Source organism: Gammaproteobacteria bacterium (genome assembly GCA_016195665.1).
GTDB lineage: Bacteria > Pseudomonadota > Gammaproteobacteria > SURF-13 > SURF-13 > JACPZD01.
In genome coordinates this window covers 34,039-50,843 of the sequence record JACPZD010000035.1, presented here as the reverse complement: position 1 = coordinate 50,843, position 16,805 = coordinate 34,039, and the positions used below count along the sequence as shown (strand labels likewise).

Sequence of the window (16,805 nt, the reverse complement as noted above, 5' to 3'; positions counted from 1 at the left end):
CGGAACCTATTTTGTACCAAGCTGCTTCTCCAAATCCAGCACGCGCAGCGTGGTCTTGAGTACCATGTCAGGATTGAGCGATATGGAATCAATGCCTAAGCGCACCAGGTATTCCGTGATTTCGGGATAGTCCGACGGCGCCTGTCCGCAGATGCCGGAATGACGTTTATTGCGGCGCGCGCCTTCTACGGCAAGGCGCATCGCTTCCAACACACCCTCGTCGCGTTCATCGAAATCAAAGGCGACCAATGCGGAATCCCGGTCTACGCCGAGGATGAGCTGGGTGAGGTCGTTGGAGCCGATGGAAAAACCGTCGAAGAGTGCAGCGAAGGCATCAACCTGGAAGATATTATTCGGTATCTCGCACATCACATACACCTCCAGCCCATTTTCACCTCGCTTGAGTCCGTGTCCGGCAAGTCCGGCCAGTACGCGCTCGCCTTCTGCAACCGTGCGGCAGAAGGGGATCATGAGTTTGACAGTGACAAGGCCCATCTCATCGCGCACGCGCTTGAGCGCGCGGCACTCCAGCGCGAACCCTTCCGCATAGGCAGGATGGGTGTAGCGCGCCGCGCCGCGAAATCCAAGCATGGGATTTTCTTCCGCAGGCTCGAAGTCCTTGCCGCCGATCAAACTCGCGTATTCATTGGATTTGAAATCGGATAAGCGCACGATGACCGGTTTTGGATAAAATGCCGCTGCGATCGTGGCGACCGCTTCGGCCAATCTTGCAACGAAGTACTCTGTCTTGTCCTCGTAGGCGGCTGTGAGGCGTTCGATCTCTTTACGCGCGCGGCGTTCGGTTACGCGCTCCGGGTGTACCAGCGCCATCGGATGTATCTTTATACTGTTGTTAATGATGAACTCAATGCGCGCAAGGCCGACGCCGTCGTTGGGAATAAAAGAGAGCGCGAACGCCTGGTCGGGGTCCGCGAGATTCATCATGATCCGGGTACGCGGACGTGCCAGGCCGGTCAACTCTGTGCGTTCGATACGGTATTTGAGATTGCCCTGATAAATATATCCAACATCGCCGTTTGCGCACGACACCGTAATGGGTTCGCCGCTTTTTAGCGCCTGGGTCGCGTTTTCAGCGCCTACCACGGCGGGGATGCTGAGTTCGCGCGCGACGATCGCGGCGTGGCAGGTACGGCCCCCGCGGCTGGTGATGACGGCGGACGCCCGTTTCATCACAGGTTCCCAGTCCGGCGTGGTCGTTTCCGCGACCAGCACTTCACCGGCTTGAAACTCCGCGAGGTGATCGAGACGGGTGATGACACGCGCCGCGCCCGCCCCGATCTTCTGACCCACACTCTTGCCTTGCAACAACAGCTTGCCCTGTTCTTCCAATACATAGGTTTCCAGGACATCGCCGCGCCGCAGCGACTGCACGGTCTCGGGCCTGGCCTGTACAACAAATAGTTCGCCGGTGATGCCGTCCTTGGCCCACTCGATGTCCATAGGCTGGTCCTTGCCCGACTTGTGGCTGTAGTGATCTTCAATCTTGAGTGCGTAGTCGCTGAGCGTGAGTATCTCATCGTCCGTGATGCAGAAACTTCCGCGCTCGGCCTCCGGCACGTTGAGGTTGCGGGTGGAGGCGCCTACGCCCCCCTCGGCATAGACCATGCGCAACTGTTTCGCCCCCAGGCGCCGCCGGATGATAGACCGGTGACCTGTCTTGAAGGTGGGCTTAAAGACATAAAACTCGTCGGGGTCCACAGCGCCTTGTACAATGTTTTCGCCTAGTCCATAGGCGCCGGTGATAAACACGACATCACGGAAACCGGTCTCGGTATCCAGCGTGAAGATCACCCCGCTCGCGGCCAAATCGGAGCGCACCATCTTTTGCACCCCGATGGAAAGAGCGACCTGAAGGTGATCGAAACCTTGGTCCATACGGTAAGAGATGGCGCGATCCGTAAAAAGACTGGCGAAACATTTGCTGCACGCGTCACGCAACGCGGCATAACCCCGGATGTTGAGATAGCTCTCCTGTTGACCGGCAAAGGATGCGCCGGGCAGGTCTTCGGCGGTGGCCGAGGAACGCACGGCCACATCGGTGTGTGCGCTATATTGCGTACAAAGACCATCATAGGCGGTGCGGATTTCCGACCATAAATCGCCGGGTATTCCGGCGCCGCGAATGAGATCGCGCGCCAACGCTCCCCGCCGTGCGAGTTCGGCCACGTCCTGTTTGTTAAGGCCTGCCAGCAGAGACTGCAATTCACCGCGCACCCCTGCGCTACCGAGCGTGTGCCAATAGGCGTATGCTGTGATGGCGAAGCCGTTGGGTATCTTTACCCCTAGGGGAGCGAGCGCGCCGTACATCTCTCCGAGCGAGGCATTCTTTCCTCCCACCAGAGGCAAATCTTGCAGTGTGATGTTCTCAAACCAGCGGATAAAGTCGGGCATCTCGCGCTCCTAAAGTCCTTACAAAACAATCAGTAATTGCATGCGTGGCGGTGATTCTAGGGTAACTGAACGTGTATAAGCTTGATATAGATCAAGGAAAGATACGTGACCTGAGGTTTATCTTATCAACCAGGCTAAAGCAAAATATACCTGCATTTCATGGTTCACGTAGAAGGGAGAAATTTTTTATGTATGGTTTTAGCGTTCAACTCGACATGCCGTTTGATGCGGCGGTTAGCAAAGTTACGGAAGCCTTGAAGAACGAAGGCTTTGGAGTACTGACCGATATTGATGTGCAGGCCACGCTCAAGGCCAAATTGGGCATCGAACGGCGGTCTTATCGGATTCTGGGCGCCTGTAACCCGCCGCTGGCACATCGCGCGCTGGAAGCTGATCCAGACGTCGGGTTGTTGTTGCCATGCAATGTGGTCGTGAGAGAAGAAGCGGACAAAAAGATTACAGTGGCCTTTATGGACCCGGCCGCGGTACTGCAACTGTCAGACAACCTTGATCTACATGTCGTGGGCGAAGAGGTAAAGGCGCGTCTGGAGCGGGTACGAGACAATATCATATCTTGATACTGAAACTGAAAGGAGAATGTTATGAATACACTGAAGTTATATGCCGCAGCGATTATTGTTGGGATGTTCGCGTCCGCCTCTTTTGCGGTGGATGAGCATCATCCAGATACTGATAAAGAAGGCAAGCCGCCGGTAGCCGAGGGTAAGTCCAGCATGGATACGGACAAACGAATGGACCAGATGCAGGAGCGGATGAAGAAGATGCAGGCTCAAATGCAAAAGATTCACGAGGCTAAAGACCCGCAAGAGCGTCAGAAACTTATGCAGGAACACATGCAGAGTATGCGCGAGGGGATGAAGATGATGCGCGGTATGAGGGGTGGGGAGATGAAAGGCGGTGCTGCGGGCGGTGGCGGGATGATGGGAGGCGGCATGATGATGGGGGGGCCGATGGATAACGACAGGATGGAAAGACGCTTGGAGATGATGGAGGATATGATGGAGCAAATGATCGAACATCAGGGGCAAACAACCAAGTAGAAGTAATGCCGCTGGAGCAGAACGCTTACCCTGATTTTATTCGCCGCGCAGGAGGGAAAGAGGATGATGGACTACGGAATGGGTTGGGGCATCGGCTGGGTGTGGATGCTTCTATTCTGGCTGATCCCCATACTATTAGTGCTGGCGGCGGTGAAGTATTTGTTTTCGGGAAAATCTCAACCCGGAGGAGAATCCCGCGAGGGCAAAGACAAGGCCCTGGATGTGCTGGAAGAAAGGTACGCACGTGGAGAGATCAATCGGGAGGAGTTCTTGCAAAAATCCGATGATTTAAGGCGCAAGTGATGGGTTAGCGCGCAAAGAGTGTGTGACTTTATAAAGAAGGGGCGCTGATGTGCGGCTTCGAGTATGTGTTTATCACTGACTTTTGCGGGCCTGTTGTCCGATCAGCCGCGTCAACCACAACAAGAGGGGTGGGATAATCAGCCATAGAGGATGTAGCCCCACCCCTTTTGATACCAGACTGTATAAAGCGGAAGTTGTGCCGTTTCCCACAGCACTTGCAGCGGAAGCCCCAGTACAAGCAGCCGCACCTCGGGGATATGGCGCCAGTTAATCATAAGTTTATAATCTAAGCCTAAGTAACGACAAAGAGTACAGCCGCGGCAAAGGAACAAAAAACTATGGCAACCGATCCAGTTTGCGGCATGACGGTAGATGAAAAAACGGCGGCGGGCCGTTTCATTTATCTGGGCCAAAGCTATTATTTTTGTTCGGCGCGTTGCCTGCACGAGTTCGAAGCCGGGCCTGAAAAATTCATTCAGGGCGGCACGAAGACGCATGTGCACGCCGCTGGCCCCGCTCTTGAGGGCAAGGCCAAAGACCCGATCTGCGGCATGGTGGTGGACAAGGCTACCGCGCTCAAGACCGAACGCGCCGGAAGAGCCTATTATTTCTGCAGTATAGGCTGCCAGCGCACCTTCGAGTCCCCCGAGCAGGAACTCAAGTCCATGCGCACCCGCGTCACGGTTGCGCTCACCGGGGTGCTGGTGCTCGCCATCCTGCGTGCCGGGGCGTTTCTGACGCTGGCCACCGGCGCCACCATCGTCACCTGGGCGCCGATCCCGGCGCTGCCGTGGTTCACCTGGGGCATGTGGCTGTTCCTGCTGGTCACGCCGGTGCAGTTCATCGGCGGCTGGAGTTTCTACAAGGGTTCGTGGCAGGCGATCCGCACGCGCTCGATCAACATGGATTTCCTGATTGCGCTCGGCACCACGGTCGCGTACGTCTACAGCGTCGCGGTGCTGTTCTTCCCCGAGGTGCTGCCGGTCAAGGTCGAGGAACGCGACGTCTACTTCGAAGTCTCCGCCGTCATCATCGCCTTCGTGCTGCTGGGCAAATACATGGAGGAGATCATCAAGAAGCGCTCCTCGGCGGCGGTGCGCAAGCTGCTGGACCTGAAGCCGGCGACTGCTTGCGTGATCCGCGGCGGCGCCGAGATGGAGGTGCCCGCCGAGTCGGTGATGGTGGACGAGACCGTGGTGGTGCGGCCCGGCGAGAAAATTCCCACCGACGGCCAGGTGCTGGAGGGCAACTCCTCGGTGGACGAGTCCATGCTCACCGGCGAGTCCATGCCGGTGGAAAAGGCGGCGGGCGCTGCTGTGATCGGCGGCACACTCAACCGCACCGGCCTGTTCCGCTTCAAGGCGACGCGGGTGGGGGCCGAGACGGCGCTGGCCCAGATCATCAAGATGGTGGAGGATGCCCAGGCCAGCACCGCAGCCGTGCAGCGCCTCGCCGACAAAGTGACCGCGTATTTCGTCCCGGCGGTGGTGGCGGTCGCTTTCCTGGCCTTTTTCGGCTGGTGGGCGGCCGGCAATTTCCCGCAGGGACTGCTCGCCTTCATCGCGGTGCTGATCATTTCCTGCCCGTGCGCGCTGGGCGTCGCCACGCCGGCGGCGCTCATGGTGGGCGTAGGCAAGGGGGCCGAAGCCGGCATCCTGATCCGCGGCGCCGAAGTGCTGGAGCGCGCGGAAAAGCTCACCACGGTGGTGTTCGACAAGACCGGGACACTCACCCGCGGCGAGCCCAACGTCACCGATATCATTATCCTCGATAGCCAGCCGGAGGAAGAGATCCTGCGCGCCGCGGCCGCGGTGGAGGCCGGCTCGGAGCATCCCCTCGGCGAAGCGATCGTACGTGCCGCGAAACACCGCGAACTCGTGTTGCCGAAGGTGGAGGGCTTCGAAGCCATTCCCGGCCACGGCATCCGCGGCAGCGTCGATGGCAGGGCCGCGCTTCTCGGCAACCGCCGACTGTTCGAGCGGGAAGGCATTGACCCTAAGCTGGCGGAAGAAATCATGGCGCGGCTGGAAGCCCAAGGGAAGACCGCAATGCTGGTCGGTCTTGATGGCGCCCTCGCCGGCATCGTGGCTGTGGCCGACACGCTCAAGCCCGAGGCTAAGGACGCTATCGCCGAACTCATGAAGGAAAACGTGGAAGTCATCATGCTTACCGGCGACAACCGTCGCACCGCCGAAGCCATCGCCCGGGAACTGGGCATCAAGCATGTCATCGCCGAAGTGTTGCCCTCCGACAAGGCTAAAGTCATTCAGGATTTACAGAAACAGGGCAAGGCGGTCGCCATGGTGGGCGACGGCGTCAACGACGCGCCCGCGCTGGCGGTCGCCGAGATCGGCATCGCCCTCGGCTCCGGCTCCGATGTGGCCAAGGAGACCGGCGGCATCGTCCTGATCAAGGACGACGTGCGCGACGTAGTGGCGAGCATACGTCTGTCGCGCGCCACTATGCGCAAGATCAAGCAGAACCTGTTCTGGGCCTTCATCTATAACACCATCGGTATCCCGGTGGCGGCCTTGGGTTTTTTGAACCCGATTATCGCGGCTGCGGCGATGGCATTGAGTTCGCTGTCGGTGATCGTGAATTCGGCACTGCTAAAGCGCTTGAGGCTCTCTAACCGCTAAGGCTTGGCACACATGGAAAAAGACCTATACCCGAAAAACGAATGGGGATGATGGAGGAAATGACGGGACAGATGCTGGAGCATCAGGTGGCCAGGCAAGTAGCCGCGTCGCTTATGGAACCAATAATATTTAAGGAGGTGTGTCATGAATGACTTCTGGAAAGTGCATGCGTTTTCGCTGGCTACGACTCTGGGTGTGGCGTATATCTTATGCGCCATTTTCGATGTGCTGTTTCCGCCCTTCGGGCTGCTCGTCCTGCTTGCGCCGGTCAGCCCGTGGCCGATCTCCGGCAGCCCCCTCGCTTTCCTGGCGGGGTTCGTGCTGTTCACCGCCGTCGGTTTTGTGCTCGGCGCGCTTTATGGAATCGCGTGGGGATTCTGGAGCAAAAGACTGCGGTGAGGTGACGTCAGGGATATGGATACCTTGAAAAATGCCGGCTGCTTGTTGCTCTGGGGCGTCGCGTTTGCGGCGGCGCATATCTACTCGTATCCCGCCGGGGTGAAGCGCGCCGGTAGCACTGGGGGTTTGAGACCACAAAGCAAAAAAGGAGAGGCCTCCATGGAACATGAACAACAATCCGGCAACTGGCTGCGTTCCAAGTCGGGACTGATACTGCTCGCCTTCCTCGCCATCGTCGCGTTCTTCCTTATTCACGGAACACCGGGTGCATCTGTTCGGCATTCTGCCTTTCCTGCTGCTGCTTGCCTGTCCCCTGCTGCATTTTTTTCACGGCGGACATGGCAATCATGCCCCGCAAAGCAGCGAAAGCTCAGGCGGACAGGCTGGAAACCATCAACAGCATAGAGGAGACAAGCATGAGTGACATGCCCGATTACGGACTGTGGGCGCTGGTCATTATCAACTCGCTCGTTTTTATTATTTTTGCCTTCAGCTTCACCCGGCCGAAGACTTCGCGCGACTGGCGTTCCTTCGGCGCCTACTCGGCGTTCATCGTGGCCCTGTTCACCGAGATGTACGGCTTCCCCCTCACTCTTTATCTGCTCTCCGGCTGGTTGCAGAGGCGTTACCCCGGCATCGACTGGTTTTCGCACGATGCCGGTCACATCCTGGAGATGCTAGCCGGCTGGCGCACCAATCCCCATTGGGGGCCTTTCCATGTCTTGAGCATGGCGCTCATTGGAGGTGGCTTCTGGCTGCTGGCCGCTGCGTGGAAGGTGCTGTACGCGGCGCAGCAGGCGCACGCGCTCGCCACCACGGGCCCGTACGCGCGCATCCGCCATCCGCAGTACCTCGCCTTCGTGCTCATCATGTTCGGCTTCCTGCTGCAGTGGCCGACGCTGCTTACGCTCGCCATGTTCCCGGTGCTGGCGTACATGTATGTGCGCCTGGCGCGGCGCGAGGAGCGCGAAATCGCCGCCGAGTTCGGCGAGCAATACGCACGTTACGCCGTGCGCACTCCGGCATTCATCCCGCATCTTTCGTGGCTGCGCCAGCGCGAGCCTTGAGAGGTACAGCCATGCCCTTCATCACCACGCCTGCACAACATCATTTCCCCTGGTACGTGCGGCTGTTCTTCTGGAATCAGCGACGCAAGTACGGCGCCGTGCTGGAGCCCGCGAGGCTCTGGGGCCGCAGCCCGAGGGTGTTCCTCGGCGTGGCCACGCTCTACGGCGCGCTCGACCGGCGCGCTTCACCGATCGAGCCGGTGTTGCGCTCGCTCGTCACGGTGCGGGTGTCGCAGATCAATTGGTGCCGCTTCTGCGTGGACATCAACTCGGCCCTGGTGCTCAAACGCGGCGGCGACCTCGAACGGCTCGCCGCGCTCGAGCGCTTCGAGGAGAGCGCGCTCTTCAGCGAGCGCGAGAAGGCGGCGCTCGCCTATGCCGAGGCGGTCACGTACCCGGAGCGGCAAGTGACGCACGAGCACCTCACGCGGCTGCGGCATCACTTCGACGACGACGCCGTCATCGAGATCACCGCGCTCGTCGCGTTCCAGAACCTGTCGAGCAAGTTCAACGCGGCCCTGGGCGTCGAGCCGCAGGGCTTCTGCCACGCGGCGCCGCAGCCCAAGGCGCGAAGTGACGTGAGCGGAGAGAGCTGCCGATGAGCGATCTCGTCGCCGCGACCCTGACGCGCCGCATCATCCTTGGCCTGCTGCTGGGCGGACTGGTTGTCCTCAGCTACGCCGTGCTGCACCTGTTCCTGGTTCCGGTGGCCTGGGCCGTCATTCTCGCCTATGCCACCTGGCCGCTGTACGCGCGGCTGCGCCTGCTGCTGCGTGGCAATGCCACGGGCAGCGCGCTCATCATGACGCTGCTGCTGACGGCGGCGTTCGTGCTGCCGCTGCTATGGCTGATCGCCCTGCTGCGCGGCGAGCTGACCGCCGCCTACGCGGCGGTGGCGGCCTATCTGGCGCAGGGGCCGCACCCGCTGCCGGAGTTCATCGCGGGAATTCCCTGGCTGGGCGAGTGGCTGCAGGAATTCCTCGATCAGCTCGCCGCGGATCCGGCCGCGGTGCGGGCGCAGATCGGGCATTGGGTCGAGCAGCGCACCGACGAGCTCATGAATCTTCTGGGCGGGGTGGGGCGCAACGCCGCCAAGCTCGGCCTCGCCCTGGTCGCCGTGTTCTTTTTCTACCGCGACGGCGAGAGCCTGCTCAGCCAGGTTCGGCGCGTGCTGCACCACTTCGTGGGCGCGCGGGTGGATGCCTACCTCGCCGCCGTCGGCGTCACCACCAAGGCCGTGGTGTATGGTTTGGTGCTGACCGCGCTGGCGCAGGGCGCGCTCGCCGGCCTGGGCTACTGGGCCGCGGGAGTCCAGGCGCCGGTGTTGCTCGCCGCGCTGACCGCGCTGGTCGCGCTGATTCCGTTCGGCACGCCTTTCGTGTGGGGCTCGATCGGCGTGTGGCTGCTGCTCCAAGGCCAAGTGGCCGCCGGCGCCGGTCTGCTGCTGTGGGGCGTGCTGGTGGTGAGCTGGGTGGACAACCTGATCCGCCCCCTGGTGATCAGCAGCGCCACCCGCATCCCGTTCCTGCTGGTCATGTTCGGCGTGCTCGGCGGCCTGGCGGCCTTCGGCCTGGTCGGGCTGTTCCTCGGTCCGGTGATCCTCGCCGTGCTGATGGCGGTATGGCGCGAGTGGCTGGAGGAGACGCAGGCGCAAGCGGCCGCCGCACAGCCGCCGGACGGGCAAGGCCGGGAATAGGTCCTGCGCACCGGGCGCATCGCTATGAGCGTATGCAACCTCGACTACCTGTTCCAACCGGAAGCGGCCGCCGATCACGGTGCGTCCGACCGCATGGCTGAGTTAGGGAGACTCATGACATGATAGAGACAGCAAGTTCGCCGCCGACGCAGTGTGGGCGTAAAGCGCGAGGAGCTTATCTGTGAGCAAAGGGGGTCGAACAGTCCGAGACCGGTCTGCGGCATGAAGGTGGCGCCTGGGCAACATGCGCTTGTCCACCAGCAGATGGAGTTTCCCTTCTATTCCGAGCAATGCCGGGCACGCTTCCTCGCGCATCCGCATTTGTACATCGGATATCCGGGCGTGAAGGCGCCGAAGCAAGACGTGAAATCCATCCTCAAGCGGCGGCGCCTGCGCCTGACCCGGCCGCTGCCGGGTGAAGGGGCGGCGATCGTGGAGAGGTGTTGCGCAGTCTCACGAGTGTTGCACAAGTGTCTATTACAGGCGAGGTGATCGAGATCACCTACGATTTGTTGCAGGTGAGCGCCGACGAGATCGAGGCCGCCCTCACCCGCGGCGGGCGTGCGCTTGGGTGAAGGCTGGACGGAACGGCTGAAGCGCGCCTTCGTGCACGAGGCCGAGGAGTGGGAGATCGAGGGTCTGGAGGTCAGCCCGCCCTGGTGCTTTTTTTGAGAGGCTGTGAGGGTATGATGGGGCGCATGCCTTGTGGGTGGGCATTCTGGATCGTCGTGGTTGTCGTGGCGCTGGAGCGCAGTGGACGAGCGCGAGACGCGCCACGCGATCGTTTGGGCGTGATTGAGGAGGTGTGATATGGCCTGGTTAGCGCAGAACTGGATATGGGTTGTGGTTTTTGTCCTATTCATCGGCATGCATCTGTTTGGCCACGGCGGGCATGGGGGGCGCGGAGGCCATGGGGGTCACGGCGGCTGTTGTGGCGGGGACGATCAACGGCCCTCGGGCGGAGAAGAACCGGGCAAGGACAAGCCACAAGGCCATCAACACTGAGGAGAACTATCATGCTAAACATCAAACTCGTCTCCTGGGCGCTCGGGTTGTGGGGCGCGGTCACCTTCGTCGTGTGCGTGATCTACGGCTTGGTGGCACCGGAGAGCCTCCACATGCACGAGTTCTTGGAGCAAGTGCTGCCGGCGTTCAAATGGCTCACCTGGTGGGGCTTCCTGCTGGGGCTCGCCGAGAGTTTTCTGTACGGCGTGTATGCCGGACTGGTGTACGTGCCGATCTACAATTTTCTCCAGCGGCGCTGGGGTGGCGCACAGCCGTAGTCGCAAGGAGGGTGCGATGAATCGCGAGATGAACCGGTTGCCGGATGTCCGGCAGAAAATTTGATGGGAGCGGCGATGCGAAAAACCTGGTTGTGGACATTAATAGGAATGATCGGACTCGCGGCGTCGTCGTATGCGTTGTTTCTGTGGTTGTCGCCGCCGGCGTTGCCGGAGGGATTTCTCTACGGTAACGGACGCATCGAGGCAACCGAGATCACGGTGAGCGCCGAAGTGGGCGGGCGGGTGCTGGAAAGCAATCTGGTCGAGGGGCGAGAGGTACAGGCGAACGACTTGCTGGTGCAGCTCGACGAGACCGACTTGAAGACGCGTCTCAGGCAGGCCGAGGCCAACGCCGCCGCCGCGCAGCGCGCCCAAGCGCAGGTCGAACAGCAGATAATCACCGCACGGCATCATTTGCAGACTGCGGATGCAGACTTCGCGCGCTATCGCAAGCTGCGCGAAACCGGCAGCGTCTCCTTGCAAATGCTGGACCGCGCCGAGAACCAGCAGCGCGAGGCGCGCGGGCAGGTCGAGACGCTCGCCGCCCGGTTGGCGCAGGCGGCGGCCAGCCGCGAGGCGGCGAGCCGCGAAGCCGAGTTGCTGCGCTCGCAAATAGGCAAGACCGTGATCCGCGCGCCGAGCGCGGGCACGATCCTCACCAAGGGCATCGAGGCCGGTGAGCTTGCCGCGCCGGGCCGGACCATTGCCGTGCTTGCCGATCTGACGCGCATCGAGTTCAAGATCTACGTGCCCGAGAGCGAGATCGGCAAGATCAAGCTCAACGACCCGGCGCGTGTGCGCGTGGATGCCTTCCCGCAGCGCTACTTCGATGCGCGTGTGGCGCGCGTGGACCAACGCGCCCAGTTCACGCCCAAGGATGTGCACATGCCGGACGAGCGTGCACGCCTGGTGTTCGGCGTAGTGCTCGCGGTGGACAACCCGCAAGGTTATCTCAAACCCGGCATGCCGGCCGACGCCTGGGTGCGCTGGAGGCCCGAGGCGTCGTGGCCGGACAAACTGACGGTGCCGCGCTAACTATGAACACACCTGCCGTAGACTGGGCGATCGAGGCCGGGGGGCTGGGCCGGCGCTACGGACAACGGACGGTGCTCAGCGGTCTCGATCTCAAGATCCGCCGCGGCGAGGTGTTCGGGCTGCTCGGCTCGGACGGCGCCGGCAAAACCACGACGCTGCAGATTCTTGCCGGCATTCTCGACCCTAGCGCAGGGCACGCGATGGTGCTGGGTTACGACAGCGTGCGCGAGGCGACGCAGATCACCGCGCGCATCGGCTATATGTCGCAGATATTCAGTCTCTATGGGCGTCTGACGGTGGACGAGAACCTGGACTTTTTCGCCGCGCTGCACCGGGTACCGGAAGCTGCGCGCGCCGAACGCAAGGCGCGGTTGCTGGCGTTTGCACACCTTGAGCGGCATCGCGACCGGCTGGCGCGCTTTCTCTCCGGTGGCATGCAGAAGAAACTCGCACTGTGTTGTGCCCTCATCCATGCGCCGCCGCTGCTGATCCTGGACGAGCCGACCACTGGCGTCGATCCGGTATCGCGCCGCGAGTTCTGGAACATCCTCTACCAGGCGCTCACCGAAGGGACCACCATCGTGGTGTCTACCCCCTACATGGATGAGGCGGAGCGCTGCACGCGCGTGGCGCTGCTGCATGATGGACATCTCATCGCCTGCGATGCGCCCGGGCAGTTGCGCGCCGGTTTGCCGGGAAAGATGTATGAAGTCGATGCGCGCCCGCAGCGCGGCGCACTCGCCGCGCTGCAGCGCGCGCTGCCGCAGGCTGCGCCTTACGTGTTCGGCGAACGTTTGCACCTGCGGATGCCGGAAGGCGGCGGAGACGAGGGCGAATGGCGTGCGACGCTTGCACACGAAGGGGTACAGGTCGAGGCGGTGCATGCCATCGCGCCGAGTCTGGAGGACGTGTTCGTCGCGCTGCTGCCAGTGGCGCCGGTCGCCGCGCCCGCCGTCGCAGTCGCTGCCGAAATGCCGCTGGGCGCTGGCGGCCCGGCCGTCGAGGTGAAGGATATCAGCATGCGTTTCGGCAAATTCACCGCGGTGGACCGGGTAAGCTTCACGGTGCGGCGCGGCGAGATTTTCGGCTTTCTGGGCCCGAACGGCTCGGGCAAAACCACCACCATCAAGATGCTGTGCGGGCTGCTTGCGCCGAGCGCCGGCCGCGCGACGGTCGCCGGGGTGGCGCTCGGCGCCGATGCGCGCGCGCTGCGCACGCGCATCGGCTACATGTCGCAGCGCTTCTCGCTCTACGAGGACATGACGGTGGGCGAGAATCTCGACTTCTTCGCCGGTGTGTACCAGGTCCCGCGCGCCAGGCTGGCGACGCGCCGCGACTGGGCCTTGCAGCTTGCCGGCCTGCGCGGCGAGGAGGACCGGCTCGCGCGCGCTCTCTCGGGCGGGATCAAGCAGCGCCTGGCGCTGGCCTGCGCCGTGCTGCACGAGCCGCGGGTGCTGTTCCTCGACGAGCCCACCGCCGGGGTCGATCCGCTGTCGCGGCGGCGCTTCTGGGAACTGATCGGCGATCTCGCCGCGCGCGGCGTGACGGTGTTCGTGACCACCCATTACATGGACGAGGCCGAGCACTGCCATACCCTCGGGCTGCTCTATAACGGCCGGCTGATCGCGCTCGGTTCGCCGCAGGAACTGCGCGCCGGCATGCGCGCCGGCGAGATGCTGGAGCTCGAGTGCGATCAGCCGATTCCGGCGCTCGCGCTGTTTGGCGACGATCCCGGCGTCCAGGCCTCGTTTTTCGGCGACCGCCTGCATCTGCTGGTGGACGATGCCGCGGCCGCGCGCCCGCGTCTGCTCGCGCGCCTCGAACAGGCCGGCCATCGCGTGCAGCACATCGAGACAGTGCCGCTCGGGATCGAGGACGTGTTCATGGCCTTCATCCAGATGGAGCAGGCGCGCCTGGGAGCGACGGGGAACGGGGGGCAGGCGCGATGAAAAGCCTGATCTGGATCGTGGTGTGGAAGGAGGTGCGCGAGATCCGCCGCGACCCGATCACGATCGCGGTCGCGGTGCTGCTGCCGCTGTTGATGCTCTATCTGTTCGGCTCGGCGCTGTCGCTCGACGTCAAGGACGCGAGCCTCGCGGTCTACGACCAGGACCGCAGCGCCGCGAGCCGCGCGCTGATCGAGCGTTTCCCGCGCTCGGGCTACTTCAAGCGCGTGCACGACGTGCGCGCCGAGAGCGAGCTCGCCGAGTTGCTGGACAACGGCCGGGCGCGGCTGGTGCTGATCGTGCCGCCGGATTTTTCGCGGAAGCTCGCGCGCGGCGAAACCGCCGAGGTGCAGACCCTGGCCGACGGCTCGTTCTCCGCCACCGCGATGGTGGTGGTCGGCTACGCCGAGGCCATTATCCAGGACTATGCGTTCGAGCGCGCGCGCGAGCGCTTCGCCGCGCACGGCGCCGGCGTGCCGCTCGTGCCGGTGCGGGTCGAGAGCCGTGTGTGGTTCAATGCGCCGCTCGAGAGCCGCAACTACATTGTGCCCGGCCTGTTCGGGGTGATCCTGATGGCGTTCCCGCCGCTGCTCACCGCGCTCGCAGTGGTGCGCGAGAAGGAGGCCGGTTCGGTGCAGCAGATCTTCGTCTCGCCGATCCGGCCGTACGAGTTCATCGCCGGCAAGATGATCCCGTACGCCGCCATCGCCTTCCTTGAAATGCTCATGATCCTGGTCGCCGGGCTGTGGTGGTTCCACATCCCGTTCCTCGGCAGCTTCCCGTTGTTCCTGGCCGCGACCGTGATCTACGTGTTCTGCACCGTGGGCCTCGGCCTGCTGATATCGAGCGTCACCCGCAGCCAGCTCGTCGCCATGCTGCTGGCGCTGCTCGCGACGCTCATGCCTTCGTTCCTGTTCTCCGGCTTCCTGTTTCCGATCTACACTATGCCGATGATGCTGCAGCTCTACACCTATCTGTTCCCGGCGCGCTACTTCGTCGAGATCTCGCGCGGCATCGTGATGAAGGACGTGGGCCTGGAGGTGCTGTGGCCGCAGTTCCTGGCGCTGCTCTTGTACACGGCGCTGGTGTTCGTCATGACCACGCGGCTGTTCCGCAAGAAGGTGGAGTGATGGCACGCTACGGCAGAATCGCGGCGCTCATGCGCAAGGAGCTGACGCAGTTCCTGCGTGCCCGCTCCATGCTGGCGCTGATCCTGTACCTCTACACCGGTGAGGTGATCATGTGCACCTATGCCATGTCGTTCGACGTGCGCAACCTGCCGACGGTGTTCGCCGATCTCGCGCGCACCGCCGAGAGCCGCGCGCTGGTGCAGGACTTCGGCGCCTCGGGCTATTTCAAGATCACCCGCACCGCCGCCACCGACGCCGAAGTGGCGGCGGTGCTCGATCGCGGCGAGGCGCTGGCCGCGGTGGTGATCCCGCCGGAGTTCTCGCGCCAGCTCGCGCAGGGCAAGCCGGCGACCGTGCAGTTGCTGCTGGACGGCTCGAACGCCAACACCGCGAGCGTCGCACAGGGCTACGCACAGCGCATCGTGCAGAACTTCGCCATGCAGCGGGCCGGGCCGCACCTCGCGGTCGGCCCGCCGCCGGTCGAACACCGCCCGCGTGTGTGGTACAACTCGGAGCTCGACTACCGCCACTTCATGGTGCTGTCCATGATGTCGCTGGCCGGCATGATGGTGGGTGTGATCACGGCCGCGGCCGGGGTCGTGCGCGAAAAGGAGTCGGGCACCGTCGAGCAGTTGCTGGTGACGCCGGTGTCGCCGGGCGAGATGATCGCGGCCAAGATGGCGCCGCCGCTGCTGTTCGGCCTGATCGCGCTGTTCCCGAGCCTGCTGGTGGCGGCCGCGTTCGGCGTGCCGCTGCGCGGCAGCCTGCTGCTGTTCATGCTGTTCTCCGGCGCGTTCCTGCTGAGCAGCCTGGGTATCGGCATCCTGGTGGCGGCGGTCGCGGACACGCTGCAACAGGCGCTGCTGATCTCCTTCCTGATATTGTTCCCGTTCCTGTTCCTGTCCGGCACGATCGTGCCGCTCGAGAGCATGCCGATCGGTCTGCAATATCTGGCGGAGCTGAGCCCGCTGCGCCACTACATGGACGCGGTGCTGGGACTGTTTCTGAAGGGCGTGGGACTCGATGTACTGTGGCCGCGGCTCGCGGCCATGCTGGCAATCGGCATCGCCCTGCTCGCGTTGAGCGTGGGGCGATTCCGGCGGCGCCTTGGCTGATTCATGACAAAGGAGGTGGATCATGGAGAAAGACCCCGTATGCGGTATGCTGGTGCGGCCCGAAGAGGCGGCGGAGCAACGCTCCGTCCAGGGCAGGTCTTACTATTTCTGTAGCGCGGCCTGCGCCGCCAAGTTCGACAAGGCCCCGCAACAGTATACGCCGGAGAGTGTGGACGACACGCCCGGACAATCGTCGCAAAACCTAAGTTAATGGGCGCGGATAAACTGCGATTACGCAATGTTTGATCAGGAGGACTTATGAACTACGTTGGATGGGGTTTTATGGGAATGCACGCGCTGTGGTGGCTGTTCTGGATCGCGCTGATCGTGGTGTTCTTCGCGCTGATTGAACCGGTGCCGCGCAGCCGGCGGCGCGTGTCGCCGCTCGAAGTGCTGCAGCGACGCTACGCCGCGGGCGAAATCTCGGACAAGGAATATGAAGAGCGCAAGGCGAAGCTCCAGCACGACGCCATACCGCACGAGTAACGGCACGCGAGCGTCGAAACAAGCGATGGTGGCGATGAAGTGCGGGATAGCGCTGGGTCGCGCGGCGGAATAGTTTGCCGGGAGCTGAGATGAGCGGGCTATTCCAGTCGCGCGGCGGTGGGCAACGGCGGGGTTGACCTGTCACCTGCGCATAGGTTGTACAGTGCTTACATGCACTCATGCATCCGAGGATGCCGCGCGGCCGGTTCGTGGAAAGCCTCGGTCCGTGATCG

At 62.7% G+C, this 16,805-nt stretch carries 19 protein-coding genes and 1 pseudogene; 18 read left to right on the top strand and 2 right to left on the bottom strand.

The genetic code is table 11. The features are described 5' to 3' along the window. Positions 1–6: 6 nt before the first annotated feature. Entirely contained in the window at positions 7–2,412 is a 2,406-nt protein-coding gene (gene ppsA, locus HY028_09355; protein ID MBI3345041.1) for a phosphoenolpyruvate synthase, read from the bottom strand. Positions 2,413–2,600: 188 nt separating this feature from the next. Between ppsA and HY028_09350 the strand changes: the two genes are divergently transcribed. From HY028_09350 to HY028_09340, 3 genes are all read left to right on the top strand, one after another. Next, positions 2,601–2,990 carry a DUF302 domain-containing protein gene (locus tag HY028_09350; GenBank protein MBI3345040.1) on the top strand — a complete coding sequence of 130 codons (390 nt, stop codon included), beginning with the start codon at positions 2,601–2,603 and terminating at the stop codon, positions 2,988–2,990. A gap of 24 nt (positions 2,991–3,014) precedes the next feature. Continuing rightward, positions 3,015–3,473 (top strand): hypothetical protein, encoded by a 459-nt coding sequence (locus tag HY028_09345; GenBank protein MBI3345039.1) that lies wholly within the window; start codon positions 3,015–3,017, stop codon positions 3,471–3,473. Between the two features lie 63 nt (positions 3,474–3,536). Beyond that, positions 3,537–3,776: an SHOCT domain-containing protein gene (locus tag HY028_09340; GenBank protein ID MBI3345038.1), complete on the top strand. Its 240-nt coding sequence runs from the start codon at positions 3,537–3,539 to the stop codon at positions 3,774–3,776. A 137-nt stretch (positions 3,777–3,913) separates the two neighbouring features. On the opposite strand, the gene HY028_09335 is transcribed toward HY028_09340, so the two are convergent. After that, positions 3,914–4,051, bottom strand: a complete 138-nt coding sequence (locus HY028_09335; protein MBI3345037.1) for a hypothetical protein — start codon at positions 4,049–4,051, stop codon at positions 3,914–3,916. Between the two features lie 63 nt (positions 4,052–4,114). On the opposite strand from HY028_09335, the gene HY028_09330 reads away from it, so the two are divergent. From HY028_09330 to HY028_09260, 15 genes and pseudogenes are all read left to right on the top strand, one after another. Next, positions 4,115–6,415 (top strand): heavy metal translocating P-type ATPase, encoded by a 2,301-nt coding sequence (locus HY028_09330; GenBank protein ID MBI3345036.1) that lies wholly within the window; start codon positions 4,115–4,117, stop codon positions 6,413–6,415. 144 nt (positions 6,416–6,559) lie between these two features. Continuing rightward, positions 6,560–6,814 carry a hypothetical protein gene (locus HY028_09325; GenBank protein ID MBI3345035.1) on the top strand — a complete coding sequence of 85 codons (255 nt, stop codon included), beginning with the start codon at positions 6,560–6,562 and terminating at the stop codon, positions 6,812–6,814. A 159-nt stretch (positions 6,815–6,973) separates the two neighbouring features. Then, positions 6,974–7,238, top strand: a pseudogene (locus HY028_09320) (DUF2933 domain-containing protein). Then, on the top strand, positions 7,231–7,881 hold the full coding sequence (locus tag HY028_09315; GenBank protein ID MBI3345034.1) for an isoprenylcysteine carboxylmethyltransferase family protein: 651 nt from the start codon (positions 7,231–7,233) through the stop codon (positions 7,879–7,881). The pseudogene HY028_09320 and the gene HY028_09315 overlap by 8 nt, the downstream one beginning before the upstream one ends. 11 nt (positions 7,882–7,892) lie before the next feature. Then, positions 7,893–8,483 (top strand): carboxymuconolactone decarboxylase family protein, encoded by a 591-nt coding sequence (locus HY028_09310; GenBank protein MBI3345033.1) that lies wholly within the window; start codon positions 7,893–7,895, stop codon positions 8,481–8,483. Continuing rightward, a complete protein-coding gene (locus HY028_09305; protein ID MBI3345032.1) occupies positions 8,480–9,577 on the top strand; it encodes an AI-2E family transporter in 1,098 nt (365 codons plus the stop codon). The genes HY028_09310 and HY028_09305 overlap by 4 nt, the downstream gene beginning before the upstream one ends. A 222-nt stretch (positions 9,578–9,799) precedes the next feature. After that, complete coding sequence (locus HY028_09300) at positions 9,800–10,069, top strand: hypothetical protein (protein MBI3345031.1); 270 nt, start codon at positions 9,800–9,802, stop codon at positions 10,067–10,069. Between the two features lie 318 nt (positions 10,070–10,387). Beyond that, positions 10,388–10,582, top strand: a complete 195-nt coding sequence (locus HY028_09295) for a DUF2933 domain-containing protein (GenBank protein ID MBI3345030.1) — start codon at positions 10,388–10,390, stop codon at positions 10,580–10,582. Between the two features lie 11 nt (positions 10,583–10,593). Continuing rightward, positions 10,594–10,860 (top strand): hypothetical protein, encoded by a 267-nt coding sequence (locus HY028_09290; GenBank protein MBI3345029.1) that lies wholly within the window; start codon positions 10,594–10,596, stop codon positions 10,858–10,860. Positions 10,861–10,935: 75 nt separating this feature from the next. After that, positions 10,936–11,895 carry an efflux RND transporter periplasmic adaptor subunit gene (locus tag HY028_09285; protein ID MBI3345028.1) on the top strand — a complete coding sequence of 320 codons (960 nt, stop codon included), beginning with the start codon at positions 10,936–10,938 and terminating at the stop codon, positions 11,893–11,895. 2 nt (positions 11,896–11,897) lie between these two features. Then, positions 11,898–13,844: an ABC transporter ATP-binding protein gene (locus tag HY028_09280; GenBank protein ID MBI3345027.1), complete on the top strand. Its 1,947-nt coding sequence runs from the start codon at positions 11,898–11,900 to the stop codon at positions 13,842–13,844. Then, a complete protein-coding gene (locus HY028_09275) occupies positions 13,841–14,971 on the top strand; it encodes an ABC transporter permease (GenBank protein MBI3345026.1) in 1,131 nt (376 codons plus the stop codon). The genes HY028_09280 and HY028_09275 overlap by 4 nt, the downstream gene beginning before the upstream one ends. Further along, positions 14,971–16,086, top strand: a complete 1,116-nt coding sequence (locus HY028_09270) for an ABC transporter permease (protein MBI3345025.1) — start codon at positions 14,971–14,973, stop codon at positions 16,084–16,086. Before HY028_09275 ends, HY028_09270 begins: the two co-directional genes overlap by 1 nt. A gap of 19 nt (positions 16,087–16,105) precedes the next feature. Next, complete coding sequence (locus tag HY028_09265) at positions 16,106–16,297, top strand: YHS domain-containing protein (protein ID MBI3345024.1); 192 nt, start codon at positions 16,106–16,108, stop codon at positions 16,295–16,297. 47 nt (positions 16,298–16,344) lie between these two features. After that, the gene (locus tag HY028_09260; protein MBI3345023.1) at positions 16,345–16,572 is read left to right on the top strand and encodes an SHOCT domain-containing protein; all 228 of its coding nucleotides are present in this window, start codon (positions 16,345–16,347) and stop codon (positions 16,570–16,572) included. Positions 16,573–16,805: the final 233 nt, after the last annotated feature.